Here is a 14,457-nt window from a genome sequence, read left to right as displayed (position 1 = left end):
TCGTATATCCTCCTTCAGGATCTGTATCTTTTTTTCATTTTTTGTATTTCCTCCCTCATCTCCTCCAATTGCTTCCTAAGCAATGAAATTTCGCTCTCGTGGATTTCGATTATTTTAGATATTTTCTCCACAGGATCCTCTCCCTTTATGAGTAATTTGATGTTCCCTCCTTCATCAACCGTCACGTACCCAAGCCTGACCAACTCCCTTATATAACCCTTGGCTGTTTTAGGGGACACTTTTAAGTATAGGGCAATGTCCTGAACGTTGATGTCTCCCTTGTTTTTAATAATGTTAATAATGTCTTGAAGCCTCGGTGTCAGTTCCATATATGAGTGATTTAGCCCATTATAGTTTTTTAAGGAATAAGGCTCATGTAAACAAGGGCTCTGTTGACCTTATTTCTAAAGGAGAACCAAGTTAACGAACTATTAAGTTTCAAGGACGCTTATGACGCACTAAGGGAAGCTTTCGTTCTTGAAAATAATAAGAAAGCTGTAAACACAAAAAGGGTCAGAACGTCGTTCTCAGGTTCCACCTTGACGTATCAGGCAGGAGCAATTGAAGGGTTTATAGGATATAAGACTTACGTAAGGGGTAATTTCGTTTCGTTGCTCTTCGATCAAGACGGAAATCTCTTACTTTTCTGTGAGGCTGATAGGATGTCCCTATACAGGACCGGCGCACTCTCTGTCTTAGCTGCAGATTACATGAAAGGGAACTACTCATCAGTTGGAATTATTGGACTGGGAAAGCAGGGGATATCTCAAGTTGAAGCCTTCCACAATCTCAGGCCTGGTGTTACAATCCTGGGTTACACTAGAACTCCAGAGCGCGAAAGGAGAGCTAAAGAGACCCTATCAAGGGAAGGTATACATATAAGAACAGTTACTAATCTGAGGGACTTGTCCTCGCAGTCAGAAGTTATCGTAACTATCACTACCTCTACCTCTCCATTTCTTAAGCTGGAATTTTTGGGCTCACAAACTCATGTTAATGCGCTAGGATCGAACTTGCCAGAGAGGAAGGAGCTTTTCCCTGAAGTTATAAAGGCCTCAAGCGTTATTGCCGTTGAAGACAAGGATCAAGCTAAGGACGAAGCTGGAGAGTTCCATCTGGCTGATAAAATGGGCATGATGGACTGGAACAAGGTGGTTAAGCTTTCTGAAATTATATCTGGGAACGTTAGGATTGGTGAGGGATTAACTATTTTCAAATCTGTGGGTATAGGTCTTGAGGACGTAGCTGTTACGAGAAAGTTATACTCCTTAGCAAAAGCTAAGAGGGTAGGGACTGACATGGAGGTCGTAGGAAAGTGGTATCGAGAATAGGTAAAGAAATAGAGCTGTCCCCTGTAGAAATGGGTTCCAGGATAGGGAGAACAGTAGAGATCAACATGGCCAGTGGGACGCCTGACCCAAGGACAATACCGGTAAATGAAATCCGTGATACCTTTCAGGAAGTTCTGGACGAGATTGGATCTAAGTCCCTCTTTTACCCCGGAGCAGGTGGCCAACAAGACCTCATAGAAGAAATAGAAAAGTACCTTCCAAGGCTCGGCATATCTAAAATGGGTAGGGTAGTGGTTACCAGTGGGGCACAGCATGCCCTAGAGCTTATTTCGAAATATCTTCTACAGGATGACATCATTGCAGTGGAAAATCCCACATTCGTCGAGACTTTTATGGCACTCAAGCTCAGATCAGCAGTCTCCTTACCCATCTATCTTGATAAGGACGGTATCTCGATCGAGGAACTGGAAAAGGTTACTAAAATCGTAAAACCCAAGCTTGTTTACACTATCCCAAACTGTCATAATCCCGCAGGCGTCAATATGAGTGAGGATAGAAGAAAGAGATTAGTGGAACTGTCGGAGGAAAGAGATTTTTTCATAGTTGAGGATGATCCCTATAGACCCATTGCTGGCTGTTTGCCTAAACCTATAAAGGAATATGACAGATCCGGGAAGGTAATATACGTGAGCAGTTTTAGCAAAATCTTAGCTCCTGGACTCAGAATTGGATTTGTGTTTGCAGACGAAATCATCGGAGAGAAACTGAGTCTGCTGGAGCAGCTTGACTTCTCCACCTCAACCCTTAATCAGTACGTTATTGCAAAAATTTTAAGAAAAGGTCTTATATATTCAAGGATGGAGAGTCTGTCTCTGCATTACAAGGAGAAAATGGGGGTTCTTGTAGATTCTCTGATGGACGCTGGATTTCATAACTTTAATGTGCCAAAGTGCGGGTTCTTTCTCTTGGTCGACTTAGGTGTAAACGCCGACGTAGTTTTAAACGAAACGGCAAAGAGAGGGTTAAGTTTCGTACCCGCAAAGGCGTTTTTCCTGAGGGGAGGGGATACAATGGCAAGGCTTAGTATAACAATGCCCAGCGAAGAGCAAATAAAGTCAGGTGTAAAGATTTTAAAAGACGTAGTAAGTTCTATGCGAAACTAGATTACGTAAAGTTCCCTTGATAGGGAGTTCATTCTGTTTATTTTTTCGTTCATAATTACCATGTCTTCAAGTCTTATCCCAAATCTTCCTGGAATGTATATTCCGGGCTCTATAGTAAATGTAGAACCTCTTTCAACTACCTCTAAATTATCGGAGGAAATGTATGGATCCTCATGAACATCGATTCCTATTCCATGACCTGTCCTATGTATGAAATATTTCCCATAGCCCTTCTCCTCTATGAGTTTCCTTGGTATATTATCGATCTCTCTTCCAGACAACCCAAATTGGACCTTCTCGGCCAGATTCACTGCTTCATCAACTATAGACCATATCTCCATTACTTCCTTCGACGGGCTTCCCAGGCTTAACACTCTTGTAGTATCGGTGGAGTAACCCCTATACTTAACCCCAAAGTCTACAATAATAATATCCCCTTTTCTTATTCTCCGGTCAGTACACCTAAGGTGGGGCATTGAAGTGTTCGGGCCGGAGGTTGAGATTGTCGAGAATGAGGGGACTACCCCGTGTTCTGCAAAGATCATTTCCAATTTCCTGCCCACCTCACACTCTGTTTCGCCCTCCTTGATCATGTTAATGAGATCGTGAAATGACGCCTCTGCGATACCTAACCCCTCCATCATAATTTCTATCTCCTCTCGATCCTTAATTGCCCTGAGTTTTTTCATTAAAACTGAACCACGCAATAGATTTGAAGGCAAGAATCTATTTACGATCTCTATCAGGAAAGCCGACCATAGGCTATCATCCACAACGAGCGATGCACCCTTTCTCAGGTTAAGGTAAGAATAAGGATCCTCTCCGTCATTATAGGTTTGCAACTCTATAGGTAGGTCAGACAGCTGCTCCATATACATTCTCGGAGCCAACATGAAGTCCCTGTCACCTAGGACTAGTAAAATGGGTCTCTCCATAGGCTCCTCAACGAAACCTGTAAGGTACAGCATATTGCTCGAAGGACCCACTATTAGATAATCTGCCTTTCCTTCCATCATCTTTTTGACTTTCTGAATCCTTCTATTGTAGTCCACATGCAATGTTAAACAGCGAAAAGAAATAAGTTAACATGTATAATAACACTTCAACGCCAGATTATACGCAGCGTTAAAGTCCCTGTCCACCTTGTATCCACAAGCGGGACATACAAAGATAGAGCCAAGTACTTCGCCCTTCTTGTAACCACAGTGGGAACACACCTTTGAAGTGTTCCTAGGGTCTAGTCTCTTAAACCTGATCCCTTTCTCCATGAGCTCCCTTTCAAGCTCGTCCTCTATAATCTTCAGACCTCTCCCAATTCTTGCATCGTAAAGTCTTAGATCTTCCAGTGCTACCATTTTCGGATTTATCTCATTTAGGAATGCAATTAGCTCTTTCATGGCTACCCTAACCTTCGATTTAATCTCAGCTACGTATGAGAGACCCTGAGACTCGCTCATGTACTTAGTGAACGTGTCGAATATTCCGCTACTACCGATATACTTACTCTTGTACACCTTTCCGTCTCTCACTACAGCCACTACAGTGAATATGTGCCTTATCCCCAGGTCAATTCCTACTATTGGGTCGTCAAATTGATAGGCTAAAAATACTTTAATCCCGTTGGTGAAATCCACCAATGCGTAAATGGGCTTTCCGTATTCTTCTGACTCCACAACTGCGTTCAGTTTCTCCAGTCTGAACGAAGGTCCGTCTCCTATGAGTTTCACAGGCCCTAGTCTAGGCTTGCTCAGTATGACGTTCATCTCCTTTAGATATGGGGGTGGAGAAGGCTTCGTCTTTACTCCAGACTTTTCAAGAGCTTTCGAATATTCAATATAATACATGATATCACTATATATTTGCTTGAGTTTTCCGTAATCAACAATCTTTGCCTCCACTAGCTTTTCTTTCATAAGAATAATTATCTCAATTTGTCCTTATGAACTTAAGCCTAATATCTTCTATGTCCGGTTGGAAAGAATTCTTGACTTTGTCTAGCTTAAAGGAGATTGTATCCCTTAGTATATTACTTTTTAAGTTTATAAAATAAAATATAGAAAGTTTAGGTTTTACTTGATTGTATACCTCCTGACCTCCACCACGCCCTAAAGGGCAAGGCTTTCCTCACTTCGTAAAACTCGCCTAGAAGAAAACCCATCCCTTTTAGGACTGGCTGAGACAATTCAGGAAGAAGCATCCCATTGATTAGAGACTGGGAAGCGAGTCCGTGAAATCAATGCTATCCAACAGAGAGCGCTAAAAGATATTAGAATCCGTATCCTGATAAGTAATATGACCAAGGAATTTTTAGACGCTAAAGCTAGACAGCCCTTTGAGTTCTACGCAGCTTACTACCCACCCATATACGCAGGTAAGAAGGCACTCACAATAGAAGACCTAATTGACGGCTTAAGGAAAGTCGACGGGTTTTCCGTCTTTTATCATGTATTTCATCCAGTCTTTTCAAGCCATGTCATTCCATATGATCTCCATAACGACTTCGCTTTTTGGATAAGGGACGAACTTCATGACCCCTCCTTAGCCTATCGCGTCTCCGACGTGGAAGCAGTTGAGCCTAAAACTGTTGAGCAAGTTAGAGAAGATATTATAAATATTCTCGAGGAGTCGGACAACAAAAACAAAGGTAAGCCATTTCACTTCAACACATGCAGGCCCGTAGTCTTCGACACTGGCATTAGGGCACATTCCATAGGTGAACTAATTGATATCCTTTCAAATATAACAATGAGATCCATAGTCTATCACTTGGTTTTTAGGAGGGTAATGGGGTATGCTGAGACCAACGACTTCTCGGCATGGCTCATTCGTGAATTTCAGGCTGATAAAGTGGCACAAAGCATATCGATGCTGGATCCACAGACATACAATAGCGAAGAGAAGCTAAGGAGCGATATCCTTTCCACACTCGAGAAGGTGATCTTTTCATGATAGAAAAGTATGGAGAAATAATAGGTGAAAGCGAACTCGATAGCGTCTATAAGATAGCAGAAAAATTGAAAGGCATATCCGTACTCCACGTTAATTCTACACCCAAAGGGGGAGGTGTAGCTGAAATTCTTAGCAAGATGGTGCCCATGATGAAGGAGCTGGGCATAAACACTGACTGGAAGGTTATAAGGGGTGACAGTGAGTTTTTCAACGTTACTAAGTCGTTCCATAACTCTTTACAGAACGGGGTAGGGAATTTGCCTCCCTCAGCCTTCGATATATATAATAAGTGGCAAGAAATTAATTCGTCTGAAATTTCAACGGATTATGACGTGGTGTTTATCCATGATCCACAGCCTGCAGGCCTAATTAGGTTTAAGAGAAAGGGTAAGTGGATATGGCGTTGCCACATTGATATATCTAACCCATACCCTCCAGTCTGGGAGTTCCTCAAGAGATACATAGAACTATACGACTCAATGGTTATTTCTTCCCCTGTGTTTGGTCGAGATGATTTGAAACTACAACAATTTATTATTCCACCGTCTATAGATCCCTTCAGTATAAAAAACAGGGATATATCAAGATTTACAGTAGAAAGAATATTGAGAAAGTTTGACGTAGACCCAGATAGGCCTTTAGTGACCCAGATAAGCAGATTTGATAGGGCTAAAGATCCATTGGGAGTCATAAAGGCATTTAAAGGCCTCAAACGTCATATTGACGCGCAGTTGGTTTATCTAGGAAGTCCAGCTTCAGATGATCCTGAAGGTAATATAGTGTATCAAGAAACTTTAAAAGCGGCTGAGAGTGTCAAGGATGTTCATCTACTTCTCTTACCACCTGACAGTGATCTAGAGGTTAACGCTTTTCAGAGAGGTTCAGACGTAGTCATGCAGAAGTCTATAAAGGAAGGTTTTGGGCTAACTGTGAGTGAAGCCATGTGGAAAAGGAGGTCTGTAATAGGGGGCAATACTGGTGGAATTCCGCTTCAGATAATCCATGGATACACAGGATTCCTAGTAAATACGCCAGAAGAGGCAACCCACTACTTAATATACCTAATGAGAAATGAGGAGGTAAGGGAAAAGATTGGAGAAAGTGCAAGGGAACATGTTAAAAATAACTTCCTAATGATAAGGGAACTAAGGGATTACCTAATGACTTTTGCACTTGCTCTTCAAGGAAAATGAGGTTGAAGGCTATAAATTGGTCATTTCGTATATATTTGTAAATTGAAATTTTCCATTCCCAAAGTATTCTATGACGTACCCCATCAAGGTTGAACCGATAGAGACCACCGTAGACCCATGGAAATCGGCCACGCTCTGAACCTCCGAGTGACCGTGAAACAATAACCTAGGTTTGTGCGCAAGTATTCTGGCCCTAACCGATTTGGATCCTACCATAACCCCATAAATCATCCCAGTTGAACTTCCTAATGGTGGAAGATGAGAGATGACAAGTGGGGTAGAGAAATCTACTGAGAGGTCTAGAATTCTTTCCTTGACCAATAAGGAGTGGTTCTCCATGTATTTCATGGCAGTAATATTGTCCATCTCTCCCAAAATACCTCTAAAATTCTTCAACCTTTGAGGACATTCTACGTCCCCAAGACCTAGTATTGGCTTATTTAGACTATTAAGTCGTTCTATCACATCCTCTTGGCAAGGGAGGCCTGATATCATTATCAAATAACTCACCTATCTCGTGCAATGCAATTCCTGCAGCTATTATATCAGCAGTAGAACCGGGATTTATTTTCCTCGATCTAAGGAAGTCGTTAAATATCTGGAGTTCCGTTTCCTGCGGGCAAGGTGGGATCTTGGAAGCCATTTGAGATATTTTTATTGCTATTGAGTGTCCCCATTTCCTCGAAATCAGACCATCGGGTTGCTTAGAGAGAACGTAAATGAAAGCCCACTTAACGTTGGACGAAAAGGATCCGCAGGGATTCTCCCTTATGATATTGTAAACCTCCTTAGATAAGGGATATCCAGCTACAATTTCCTTTGCTATCTCATCGTATACTGCAGACCATCTTAAGATCTCCCCCATGGATACACTGGCGTTTCTGTAATCCATCCTATCTGTTCTTCCAAGATAACTCAAGTTCAGCTTCGTGAGAGCCTCCCTGAACCATTTCCAGTCCTCTGAAGTGAGCATAACGCTGACCAGTGAAGCGTTATGGATTAGCTGTTCCACGTCTGTGGAGAACGTAGATGAATAGGCTATGGGAAAAAGGAGGAGTGCAGTGCCTAGCAAGGAGAAACTCCTATCCGTTACCTCGCTTAGCCTATCCATTATTGGAAGTCTCCTTTCATAGCCTCTCAAACATACGTTGTAGTAAGAATCTTTCAATCTTAGCGCAGAAACAATAATATCTCTCAAAGTTACAGTTTCTATGTCCTGTAGAGGGCTGGCGTTTCCTGGCTTAGGTATCGATGACTCTAAAATTGAAGCCATTGAGAGTCTCTCTGCGATTTTAGTGCAGAACTTTGATGTAACCCTGGACGTTTCTGTCTCCAATAATTATCACCCTCTTGCCTGAGCACGCGAGCTCAATCCCTCTAACCTCGGCTTTCCTTCTCCCATACATAGAGGAGGAAAAAATACCTTCCCACGAAATTAACTCATACTCCTCATGGCTATTGAACTTAGCTCTGGCAGGGTAAAATAGCGCTTGACATTCTCCTTCGATTTCTCCTTGCAATCTGATATCCCCCTTTTGAGTGCAAACGTCCATGCAGTATCTACGAGGCGTCTCATCTACAAAGTGGACGGAATACTTTATTCCCTTAAATATCCCTCTAATTCTTGAGTCGTAAAGATCTTTAACTAGATCTTCCTCAAGAGAATAATTTATAGAAGTCTCCCTCAACCAATCCTTATCAGGTTCTCCGCCTCTAAATTCTGTAAGGAAGTCCTCAGCTCTCTTACAGCCGTAAACCAAGATGTCTATATCGGAATTCTTATGCTCTATACCTAGAAGAAGGGACCCTGTGACTCCAAGCCTAGAGTTGGTAACAGGCTCCAGAAGCCCTAGTAGGTAATCCGTTAGAAACGACTTTCTCTCATTCGTTAGTAAGTGCCTGAATGCCTGTTCAGGTAGGAGGTGCTTCCTTATGTCAGACGTCATTATTGTGGGGAAATCAACGTTCTGGCACGGGTCAAACATGAATTTCTGTTGGGACTTAACCAGATTATGGACGCCGTAATTTCTCAGTACTCTCTCGTATCCTTTCCATAACCCGTTACCAGTAAATACGTATTTCCTGTACGCATAGACAAAGCCAGGCCCATTAACGTTGGAAATAGTGAAGTAAATATCTCCATTTTTATCTATAATTCCGTCTTTATCCAGGAAGTAACTTCTTCCCATCCCTCCAGTTTCACATAATCTATTGCCGTCCCTGCGCTATTAAGCATTTCAAGGAAATCCTTGTAGGCGTTTCCAGAGAAAGCGGAGGCGATGTACGCCGCACCGACTGCGGCCTCTTTAAATCTGAAATTGAACTTTAGACCAAACTCCACTTGGTTCTTGTTCCTTCCCGACACTATTATGGGTATGTTATACTCTTTTGAGTAATATTGGGCAAACATTTTAGCTATCTCTATCCCCCTCTTGAAATTCCCTCCTGAGTAGATGGACGCTTTAGTCAACTTAGAGAATTGAGACATTAGGTACGCTATCTCCCCGTCTATAAAGCCAGCGGAGCCTGGAAAAGCTGAACCGCCTAGCCCATCTATTATATTCCCATTCACGACAACAATTACTGCAATAAACTTTGATCCAGCCTCAACTAACACGAAGCTGTCAAACATGGTCCTGTAAAAGAAAGCCGAAGATACTTTGTCGGCTGTTCCTAAGTCTATGAAGTTTTCCTTTCTAAAACTCGGGACGCTTGCCAACTCTATGACTGATGGTATAGTGATCCCGTTTAGCTTTCTCGAGTTTTGCAAGAACCTCCTTAGTGGACCCTTTCCCGATCTGCTTAGAGATACCATGAAGAGGTCTTTCTCTGTGAGACTATTACTTGACTTAAACGGTAGACCGTGACCTGAAGGAAGAGAGATGAGGTAAGGTCTTTTGCTCATGATGTAGTCTAAAATGATATTCACGTCCTTTTCGACCATATCTGTAAGAAATTCCCGATATGCGATTAGCCTACCTAGATTATCCACAAAGGCCACAGCGTAACTTGAAGATCCGGGGTCCACTCCGGCGAAAATCATTAAGCGTTTATATCAATCTTCGCTTAAAGAGATTTGATGATGAAGCTTTTTCCTGGATTGGTGACAGGAGCGGGCAGCCACTGAGGAAATTGTTTATATACTAATGTATACATAGCGATCACATGTCCCAGATTGGAAAGAAGGGAAGGAGACATCCATGTTTTATGGACAGGGAACTCCACGCCAAGTTGCAAAGGGAGGCCGACAAGAAACACATGAGTCTCTACAACTACACTAATTACCTAATTAAGAACGCCTTGGAAGTTGAAAGCGCTGGAATCAGATTACAGGACATCAAGGAATTCGCCGTAGTAATGGGCAAACTGGCCCAAAACTACAAGGGAACTGTGGTAATTGCACCGTTCTCAGCGGTCGAGAAAGGGGAAGGATGGAGAGAGTTAGGCAAAATGATGGGGATAGTGTCAAAGGGAAGCTTTGAGAACGTAGAAAATGCAATCTTGGAGGTAATAAAGACTCTCTTAGAGGTCATTGGCCACGTGGAGATCAGTTCAGACTCCATTAAAGTAGTCTCTCCTCATTTGATGTCTGATATCGTGATGAATAATCTTAGGAATCTAATTGAGGGGTTATTGGAAACGTCCGAGATAAAAGCGAAGATAATACAGGATAAAGGAGTTATAGGATTGAAACTAGATATCAGTAACGTATCAAATTAACGGTTTTACCTTTTACCGTTGTGACATAACGCACGGAAGACTCGAATAAATTATCGAATGAGAGCTAACGGATTAGATTGGAAGTTAATATAAGTATAGTTTTTAACTTAAATAACATATATTTATATGAATACAAAAAGTTTATGAGAATTTAGGATAAAACCTATAACCGATACTTATAGACGTAGATTGGTAACTATAATACAGGGCGTTAAAGTGGCGAGAGAGAAGACGGATTATAAATACGGTAACTATATCATTCGTGGGATTAAAGGGCAGTATTACATGCATGAGCTAGAGAACGTCGACAGCGAGGTGAAGGAACATTACGTAAACCCTTAATCGACGTTGTTGAGACTTACATCAAACTGAAAGAAAACGTAATGTGGATGCCCCCACATACGACCGCCTGGATTTTTACCCTGAACCTTTGACCTGGCAAGCCGAAAAATCGGCTTTGAGAGGGGCGTAAAATAGCGTTAGTTACCAATTTACGCCAATACGCGACAGACGGTAACGTTAGGGCGTTCTACGACCGGTTGTTGAATAAACGCAAAATGTCAAAAGTACTTCTAGAAGTTCGTTTCGGCGTAGATCGCAACACTACAGGTACCCTTCGACGTGATCGATTTTATTCAAGGAAGGAAACTTACACGCGTGTTAACGCGACGCTACATCTCGCTCTTTGGCATAGCGAAACAGTACTATCAAAAATATGTCGAGTGACTTAGGACGAACGTAGAGGCGTAGGAGTGGCAGGGGATGATGAACAGAGTTACCCGAGACCCATGAAGAGCCAACCGGCAGCTGACCCACCACTCCCTAAAACTTTTTACGCAGTTTTGGGTAAAAAAGTCTTTCCCACGCTTTATCAGACCTTCTTGACGATAAACTCCTTGTACTTCTTTAAGCGTTCGGGTAGTATTGTTCATAGAGCAAATCGACAGACAGAACATAAACTACTTACGTGGAGTTATGAGTGAATGTCAAACGCAATGCTCTAGGGAGAGGGCGTTAGCGAAAGTTTCGAAGCGAAGGCGACAGTGACGTATGCATTGAGCGAAACGCCCTTAGAACGCAAAGATAAACGACGAAGTTGTAAGGGCGGTCATGGAGTTTAGAAAGAGTTCGAGGGGTTACGTGAACAATATCGGAGTTTTGAATGGAGCGACTGAGAGTTGAGGAACTTATTGAAGTCGTACGCAATCGAGATTTAAGAACGTAGTCGACATGACTATTTATAACGCCATCGTGGGCGAGTTCTATGACGAGGTATTGTTTGACGTCTTAGGACCCACTGAAAGGGACATTGAGTTCTTACACTATGTTAGGGACGCTGAACGCGAAAATGCGGACGTATTGCCTAAGACTGGCGACGTTGTGAAAATAGCGAAAGTAGGCAAGCCTTACATGATAAACGTGTTGAAGTCCCTAGAGCGCAAAGGGTTAGTATCTAGCGAAAAGCTTGACAACGCTTTCTGATGGAGACCGACGGATTTGGGGAAAGAATACTCGACTTCGTCGAGTCTGTTGAGAGTGACGATAGCTACGTTAAGGTCGAGGGTGACGTCGTTAGGGTAAGACGCCAAATGTTGAAGTACTCGCAGACAAGGACTTTTTTCGAGGGGCTGATGGAGGAGGAGATAAGCCAAATGCCGTGCCAGGCGACAAAGGAGGAGTGCGAGAGGGCGACGGAAAAGCTGATAGAGGCGTTGAGGGCGTACCGACGCGTCGGCTGAGGATAAAGGTGGAAAACTTGACCGTTTCGTATACTTCTACAGTTGCATCACTGACAACCTAGAAGAGTGCGAAAGAGCAATAGAGCGGTTTAAACGTAATTTGTGACCACTTGCACTAGGCAGGCTGAGAATATAGATAGGTCCGCGAAGTTTTTACAAGTTTCGCAGACTAGCTAACATTTATTACGAAAATAGGATTACAACGCATACCTTGAGTAAAGTTCTTATGCCAATTCCGTTTTTTATAAATAATGAGGGTTAAAACTCTAGTCCTCCTCTCAGCAGCAATAATTCTGATAGTTAGTGGTATTGCACTCCACTCAATGGATAGACCAATACCACTAAAGACACCACCACTCTTTTCGATCTACTACCTACCGTCAGGGCGTACAACAGTCGTCCAAGTCGTTAACTCTAATACATCTAACTTTACCCCATATACGGTGGCCAATAATACGTTTAACTTCGTGCCGCTCACTAATAGTGTAGAAGTCATGATGCCCTCTAATACGTCTTACTTTGTTGCCAACCCGCCGCTCTACGCCCAACTGTGGTTTTTGCCACTCGCTGCCGGCCTAGCCATATTGGCTATACTAGCGGCTAAGAGGTCTAAGCTATAAGCCGTTTTCTAATCCTCTCTCCTTTCCCAGGTATGCAAAAGGCCTGCTATTCCTAATACTCATACCAGTCGTCCCAGTTATCCCTACCTCTGCCCTAGTACCAACGTTTACCAGGAGTAGACTGAGTTTTTGTCACAATAACGCAGTCTGTCGTTTGTGTATACCTGGGGTAGGACGTTGATAATTCTGCACGTATGTGAGTCTAACTTCTCTGTTATTATTACTGCCGAGGAATTATTACCGATATCTTTCAACTAAACTTGGATTCCCGTAACTTTTTACAGGTTACCAGTGCATATAAACGCGTTTTGGTAACCATTATACTGGGCGTAAAAGTGACGAAAGAGAAGACCCGATATAAATATGGCGACTATATTATACGTCAAATTAAAGGGAAGTATTACATCTATAAATTGGAAACGATAAACGGTGAGGTAAAGGAAACTTACGTCGCTCCCTTAGTTGACTAAGTCGAATCAGGTTTAAAATTGAAAAAGAGTGGGGTACCCCCACATGCGACCGCCGGGATTTGAACCCGGGATCTCTGGCTTGGGAGGCCAGCGTCCTAATCCAGGCTGGACTACGGCCGCAGTATAAAGAATTGATCTAGAGATTATAAATTTCACCTGGTCCCCAAACGAGCTGCTGCGCGAATCATAGACCGAATATCCACAACTATCTTCTTGCGTACTTCTAGAAAGTCTTTGTATGCCGCCGCGGGGACTTGAACCCCGGACAACCCGGTATCTGCAGGAGTCTTCAGCCGGGTGCTCTCCCGGGCTGAGCTACGGCGGCACATTCATTATTGAAGTATCTAAAACTTAAAGCTTTTGCCTGAAATGCATATTTGGGGTCCGGCGACACCCGAGGAGTACCCTTATTAGGGTGTCTGTGAATTAGGGTCTCCAGGGACCCCTACAGTGGAAACTCTTTTGGTAAATATCAGTAAGAACGATAGAGTGTTTATTGAACTAATTCGCGACACTTTGGAAAATCATGGAATTAAACTGTATGTTATGACGGAAATAATACATCTTAGCCTCTCCGCATACAATTGGAATAGCAATAGATACGATGGGAGGAGGATCATTAATAGTCTTCAAAGAAGGCTATCCAATTTTCCTTTTTCTTCAATTATCTTGTTATTTTTTCCCGAAATCGAATATGAAGGAAAGGAACCAGAGTGTATAGTCTCTGATAAACTAGTTCTGATCTCTATCTCCAATATTAAGAAGGGCGATTTAACTCAACTTATGGCCGAATTGCGAGGGTTAGCAGATAAGATAGCTGAAAATGATTTCAACTCTTGCACAAAGATAATATAGACGCCAAGATGATATTACAACTCATTCTCTAATTATTGTACTATAACTTGAATGACCTCTTGATAACGAGAATTTGAACTGTCGCTTAGTTCCTGCAAGGTGGTCGCATCCAAGCTTGAGCGAAAACAAACATGTTTTACCAGACCGTATCCAACCCGCATAATCTATATGTCAGGTAAACGGTTAGGAAAAATTTAAAGGATAAGTAGTTGTACTAAAGCTTGGTAGGGTAGAACAGCGGCGTAGGCCAGCCTGGTAGGCCGCAGGGCTCATAACCCTGAGGTCCCTGGTTCAAGTCCAGGCGCCGCTATTAGTCCCCTACCTCCAGATCTTAACTTTCATTTCATCTAATTTTCACGGCTTTCCTGATTAGTACTAGGCTAATCTTAAAGTGTTTGTAACCCTTTGGGCATATCTTATCTTAACTCAGTTTTAGTAAACAATCATATTATTGGT

The 14,457-nt window shown here is 42.5% G+C and carries 17 protein-coding genes, 3 tRNA genes and 2 pseudogenes; 13 read left to right on the top strand and 9 right to left on the bottom strand.

Annotation, left to right across the window (positions count from 1 at the left end; genetic code table 11):
* Window positions 1-14: 14 nt before the first annotated feature.
* A complete protein-coding gene (sul12a, locus tag GWK48_RS06165) occupies window positions 15-329 on the bottom strand; it encodes a Sul12a family chromatin-organizing protein (protein ID WP_174630573.1) in 315 nt (104 codons plus the stop codon).
* 63 nt (window positions 330-392) lie between these two features.
* On the opposite strand from sul12a, the gene GWK48_RS06160 reads away from it, so the two are divergent.
* Both GWK48_RS06160 and GWK48_RS06155 read left to right on the top strand, forming a co-directional pair.
* Complete coding sequence (locus GWK48_RS06160; RefSeq protein WP_174630572.1) at window positions 393-1,331, top strand: ornithine cyclodeaminase family protein; 939 nt, start codon at window positions 393-395, stop codon at window positions 1,329-1,331.
* Window positions 1,316-2,455, top strand: a complete 1,140-nt coding sequence (locus GWK48_RS06155) for an aminotransferase-like domain-containing protein (protein WP_174630570.1) — start codon at window positions 1,316-1,318, stop codon at window positions 2,453-2,455. Before GWK48_RS06160 ends, GWK48_RS06155 begins: the two co-directional genes overlap by 16 nt.
* Here the strand turns inward: GWK48_RS06155 and GWK48_RS06150 are convergent.
* Together GWK48_RS06150 and GWK48_RS06145 are read right to left on the bottom strand one after the other, a co-directional pair.
* Entirely contained in the window at window positions 2,452-3,507 is a 1,056-nt protein-coding gene (locus GWK48_RS06150) for a M24 family metallopeptidase (RefSeq protein WP_174630568.1), read from the bottom strand. The two genes, GWK48_RS06155 and GWK48_RS06150, sit on opposite strands and share 4 nt — an antisense overlap.
* Window positions 3,508-3,537: 30 nt before the next feature.
* Window positions 3,538-4,368, bottom strand: coding sequence for a zinc ribbon domain-containing protein (locus tag GWK48_RS06145; RefSeq protein WP_174630567.1), 831 nt, complete (start codon window positions 4,366-4,368; stop codon window positions 3,538-3,540).
* Between the two features lie 379 nt (window positions 4,369-4,747).
* Between GWK48_RS06145 and GWK48_RS06140 the strand changes: the two genes are divergently transcribed.
* Entirely contained in the window at window positions 4,748-5,404 is a 657-nt protein-coding gene (locus GWK48_RS06140) for a DUF5752 family protein (RefSeq protein WP_174630565.1), read from the top strand.
* Complete coding sequence (locus tag GWK48_RS06135; RefSeq protein ID WP_174630564.1) at window positions 5,401-6,597, top strand: glycosyltransferase; 1,197 nt, start codon at window positions 5,401-5,403, stop codon at window positions 6,595-6,597. Before GWK48_RS06140 ends, GWK48_RS06135 begins: the two co-directional genes overlap by 4 nt.
* 9 nt (window positions 6,598-6,606) lie before the next feature.
* On the opposite strand, the gene GWK48_RS06130 is transcribed toward GWK48_RS06135, so the two are convergent.
* From GWK48_RS06130 to GWK48_RS06115, 4 genes are read right to left on the bottom strand one after another with little or no spacing between them, the layout of a single operon-like run.
* Window positions 6,607-7,062, bottom strand: a complete 456-nt coding sequence (locus GWK48_RS06130; protein WP_174630562.1) for a hypothetical protein — start codon at window positions 7,060-7,062, stop codon at window positions 6,607-6,609.
* Entirely contained in the window at window positions 7,046-7,933 is an 888-nt protein-coding gene (locus GWK48_RS06125) for a triphosphoribosyl-dephospho-CoA synthase (RefSeq protein WP_246263750.1), read from the bottom strand. The genes GWK48_RS06130 and GWK48_RS06125 overlap by 17 nt, the downstream gene beginning before the upstream one ends.
* Entirely contained in the window at window positions 7,890-8,786 is an 897-nt protein-coding gene (locus GWK48_RS06120) for a nucleotidyltransferase domain-containing protein (RefSeq protein ID WP_174630561.1), read from the bottom strand. The genes GWK48_RS06125 and GWK48_RS06120 overlap by 44 nt, the downstream gene beginning before the upstream one ends.
* Complete coding sequence (locus tag GWK48_RS06115; protein ID WP_174630559.1) at window positions 8,747-9,640, bottom strand: DUF1464 family protein; 894 nt, start codon at window positions 9,638-9,640, stop codon at window positions 8,747-8,749. Before GWK48_RS06115 ends, GWK48_RS06120 begins: the two co-directional genes overlap by 40 nt.
* Window positions 9,641-9,762: 122 nt before the next feature.
* Between GWK48_RS06115 and GWK48_RS06110 the strand changes: the two genes are divergently transcribed.
* The 7 genes and pseudogenes from GWK48_RS06110 to GWK48_RS06080 all read left to right on the top strand — a co-directional run bounded on the left by GWK48_RS06110 (window position 9,763) and on the right by GWK48_RS06080 (window position 13,146).
* Window positions 9,763-10,317, top strand: coding sequence for a hypothetical protein (locus GWK48_RS06110; RefSeq protein ID WP_174630557.1), 555 nt, complete (start codon window positions 9,763-9,765; stop codon window positions 10,315-10,317).
* Between the two features lie 285 nt (window positions 10,318-10,602).
* A pseudogene (locus GWK48_RS11820) lies at window positions 10,603-10,751 on the top strand (putative integrase).
* A 160-nt stretch (window positions 10,752-10,911) separates the two neighbouring features.
* A pseudogene (locus GWK48_RS06100) lies at window positions 10,912-11,043 on the top strand (integrase); the annotation flags it as partial.
* Window positions 11,044-11,547: 504 nt separating this feature from the next.
* Window positions 11,548-11,799 (top strand): hypothetical protein, encoded by a 252-nt coding sequence (locus tag GWK48_RS06095; protein ID WP_174630555.1) that lies wholly within the window; start codon window positions 11,548-11,550, stop codon window positions 11,797-11,799.
* A complete protein-coding gene (locus tag GWK48_RS06090; RefSeq protein WP_174630554.1) occupies window positions 11,799-12,056 on the top strand; it encodes a hypothetical protein in 258 nt (85 codons plus the stop codon). Before GWK48_RS06095 ends, GWK48_RS06090 begins: the two co-directional genes overlap by 1 nt.
* Before the next feature lie 251 nt (window positions 12,057-12,307).
* A complete protein-coding gene (locus GWK48_RS06085) occupies window positions 12,308-12,676 on the top strand; it encodes a hypothetical protein (protein WP_174630552.1) in 369 nt (122 codons plus the stop codon).
* A 335-nt stretch (window positions 12,677-13,011) separates the two neighbouring features.
* Complete coding sequence (locus GWK48_RS06080) at window positions 13,012-13,146, top strand: putative integrase (protein ID WP_174632590.1); 135 nt, start codon at window positions 13,012-13,014, stop codon at window positions 13,144-13,146.
* Between the two features lie 44 nt (window positions 13,147-13,190).
* Here GWK48_RS06080 and GWK48_RS06075 read toward each other — a convergent pair.
* Both GWK48_RS06075 and GWK48_RS06070 read right to left on the bottom strand, forming a co-directional pair.
* Window positions 13,191-13,266: transfer RNA gene (locus GWK48_RS06075), tRNA-Gly, on the bottom strand.
* A gap of 119 nt (window positions 13,267-13,385) precedes the next feature.
* Window positions 13,386-13,471, bottom strand: a tRNA-Phe gene (locus GWK48_RS06070).
* 344 nt (window positions 13,472-13,815) lie between these two features.
* On the opposite strand from GWK48_RS06070, the gene GWK48_RS06065 reads away from it, so the two are divergent.
* Both GWK48_RS06065 and GWK48_RS06060 read left to right on the top strand, forming a co-directional pair.
* Complete coding sequence (locus GWK48_RS06065; RefSeq protein ID WP_174630550.1) at window positions 13,816-14,001, top strand: hypothetical protein; 186 nt, start codon at window positions 13,816-13,818, stop codon at window positions 13,999-14,001.
* A 236-nt stretch (window positions 14,002-14,237) separates the two neighbouring features.
* Window positions 14,238-14,311: transfer RNA gene (locus GWK48_RS06060), tRNA-Met, on the top strand.
* Window positions 14,312-14,457 lie beyond the last annotated feature (146 nt).

This window comes from Metallosphaera tengchongensis (assembly GCF_013343295.1).
Classification (GTDB): domain Archaea; phylum Thermoproteota; class Thermoprotei_A; order Sulfolobales; family Sulfolobaceae; genus Metallosphaera; species Metallosphaera tengchongensis.
Note: the sequence above shows the minus strand (reverse complement) of the source record. Positions and strands in the feature narration are given on the sequence as shown.

Excerpts from the sequence above, each read along its gene's own strand:
- sul12a (WP_174630573.1), bottom strand. The coding sequence starts at position 329 with ATGGAACTGACACCGAGGCTTCAAGACATTATTAACATTATTAAAAAC.
- GWK48_RS06145 (WP_174630567.1), bottom strand. The coding sequence starts at position 4,368 with ATGAAAGAAAAGCTAGTGGAGGCAAAGATTGTTGATTACGGAAAACTC.
- GWK48_RS06140 (WP_174630565.1), top strand. The coding sequence starts at position 4,748 with ATGACCAAGGAATTTTTAGACGCTAAAGCTAGACAGCCCTTTGAGTTC.
- GWK48_RS06135 (WP_174630564.1), top strand. The coding sequence starts at position 5,401 with ATGATAGAAAAGTATGGAGAAATAATAGGTGAAAGCGAACTCGATAGC.
- GWK48_RS06120 (WP_174630561.1), bottom strand. The coding sequence starts at position 8,786 with ATGGGAAGAAGTTACTTCCTGGATAAAGACGGAATTATAGATAAAAAT.
- GWK48_RS06115 (WP_174630559.1), bottom strand. The coding sequence starts at position 9,640 with ATGATTTTCGCCGGAGTGGACCCCGGATCTTCAAGTTACGCTGTGGCC.
- GWK48_RS06110 (WP_174630557.1), top strand. The coding sequence starts at position 9,763 with ATGTCCCAGATTGGAAAGAAGGGAAGGAGACATCCATGTTTTATGGAC.
- GWK48_RS06095 (WP_174630555.1), top strand. The coding sequence starts at position 11,548 with ATGACTATTTATAACGCCATCGTGGGCGAGTTCTATGACGAGGTATTG.
- GWK48_RS06090 (WP_174630554.1), top strand. The coding sequence starts at position 11,799 with ATGGAGACCGACGGATTTGGGGAAAGAATACTCGACTTCGTCGAGTCT.
- GWK48_RS06085 (WP_174630552.1), top strand. The coding sequence starts at position 12,308 with ATGAGGGTTAAAACTCTAGTCCTCCTCTCAGCAGCAATAATTCTGATA.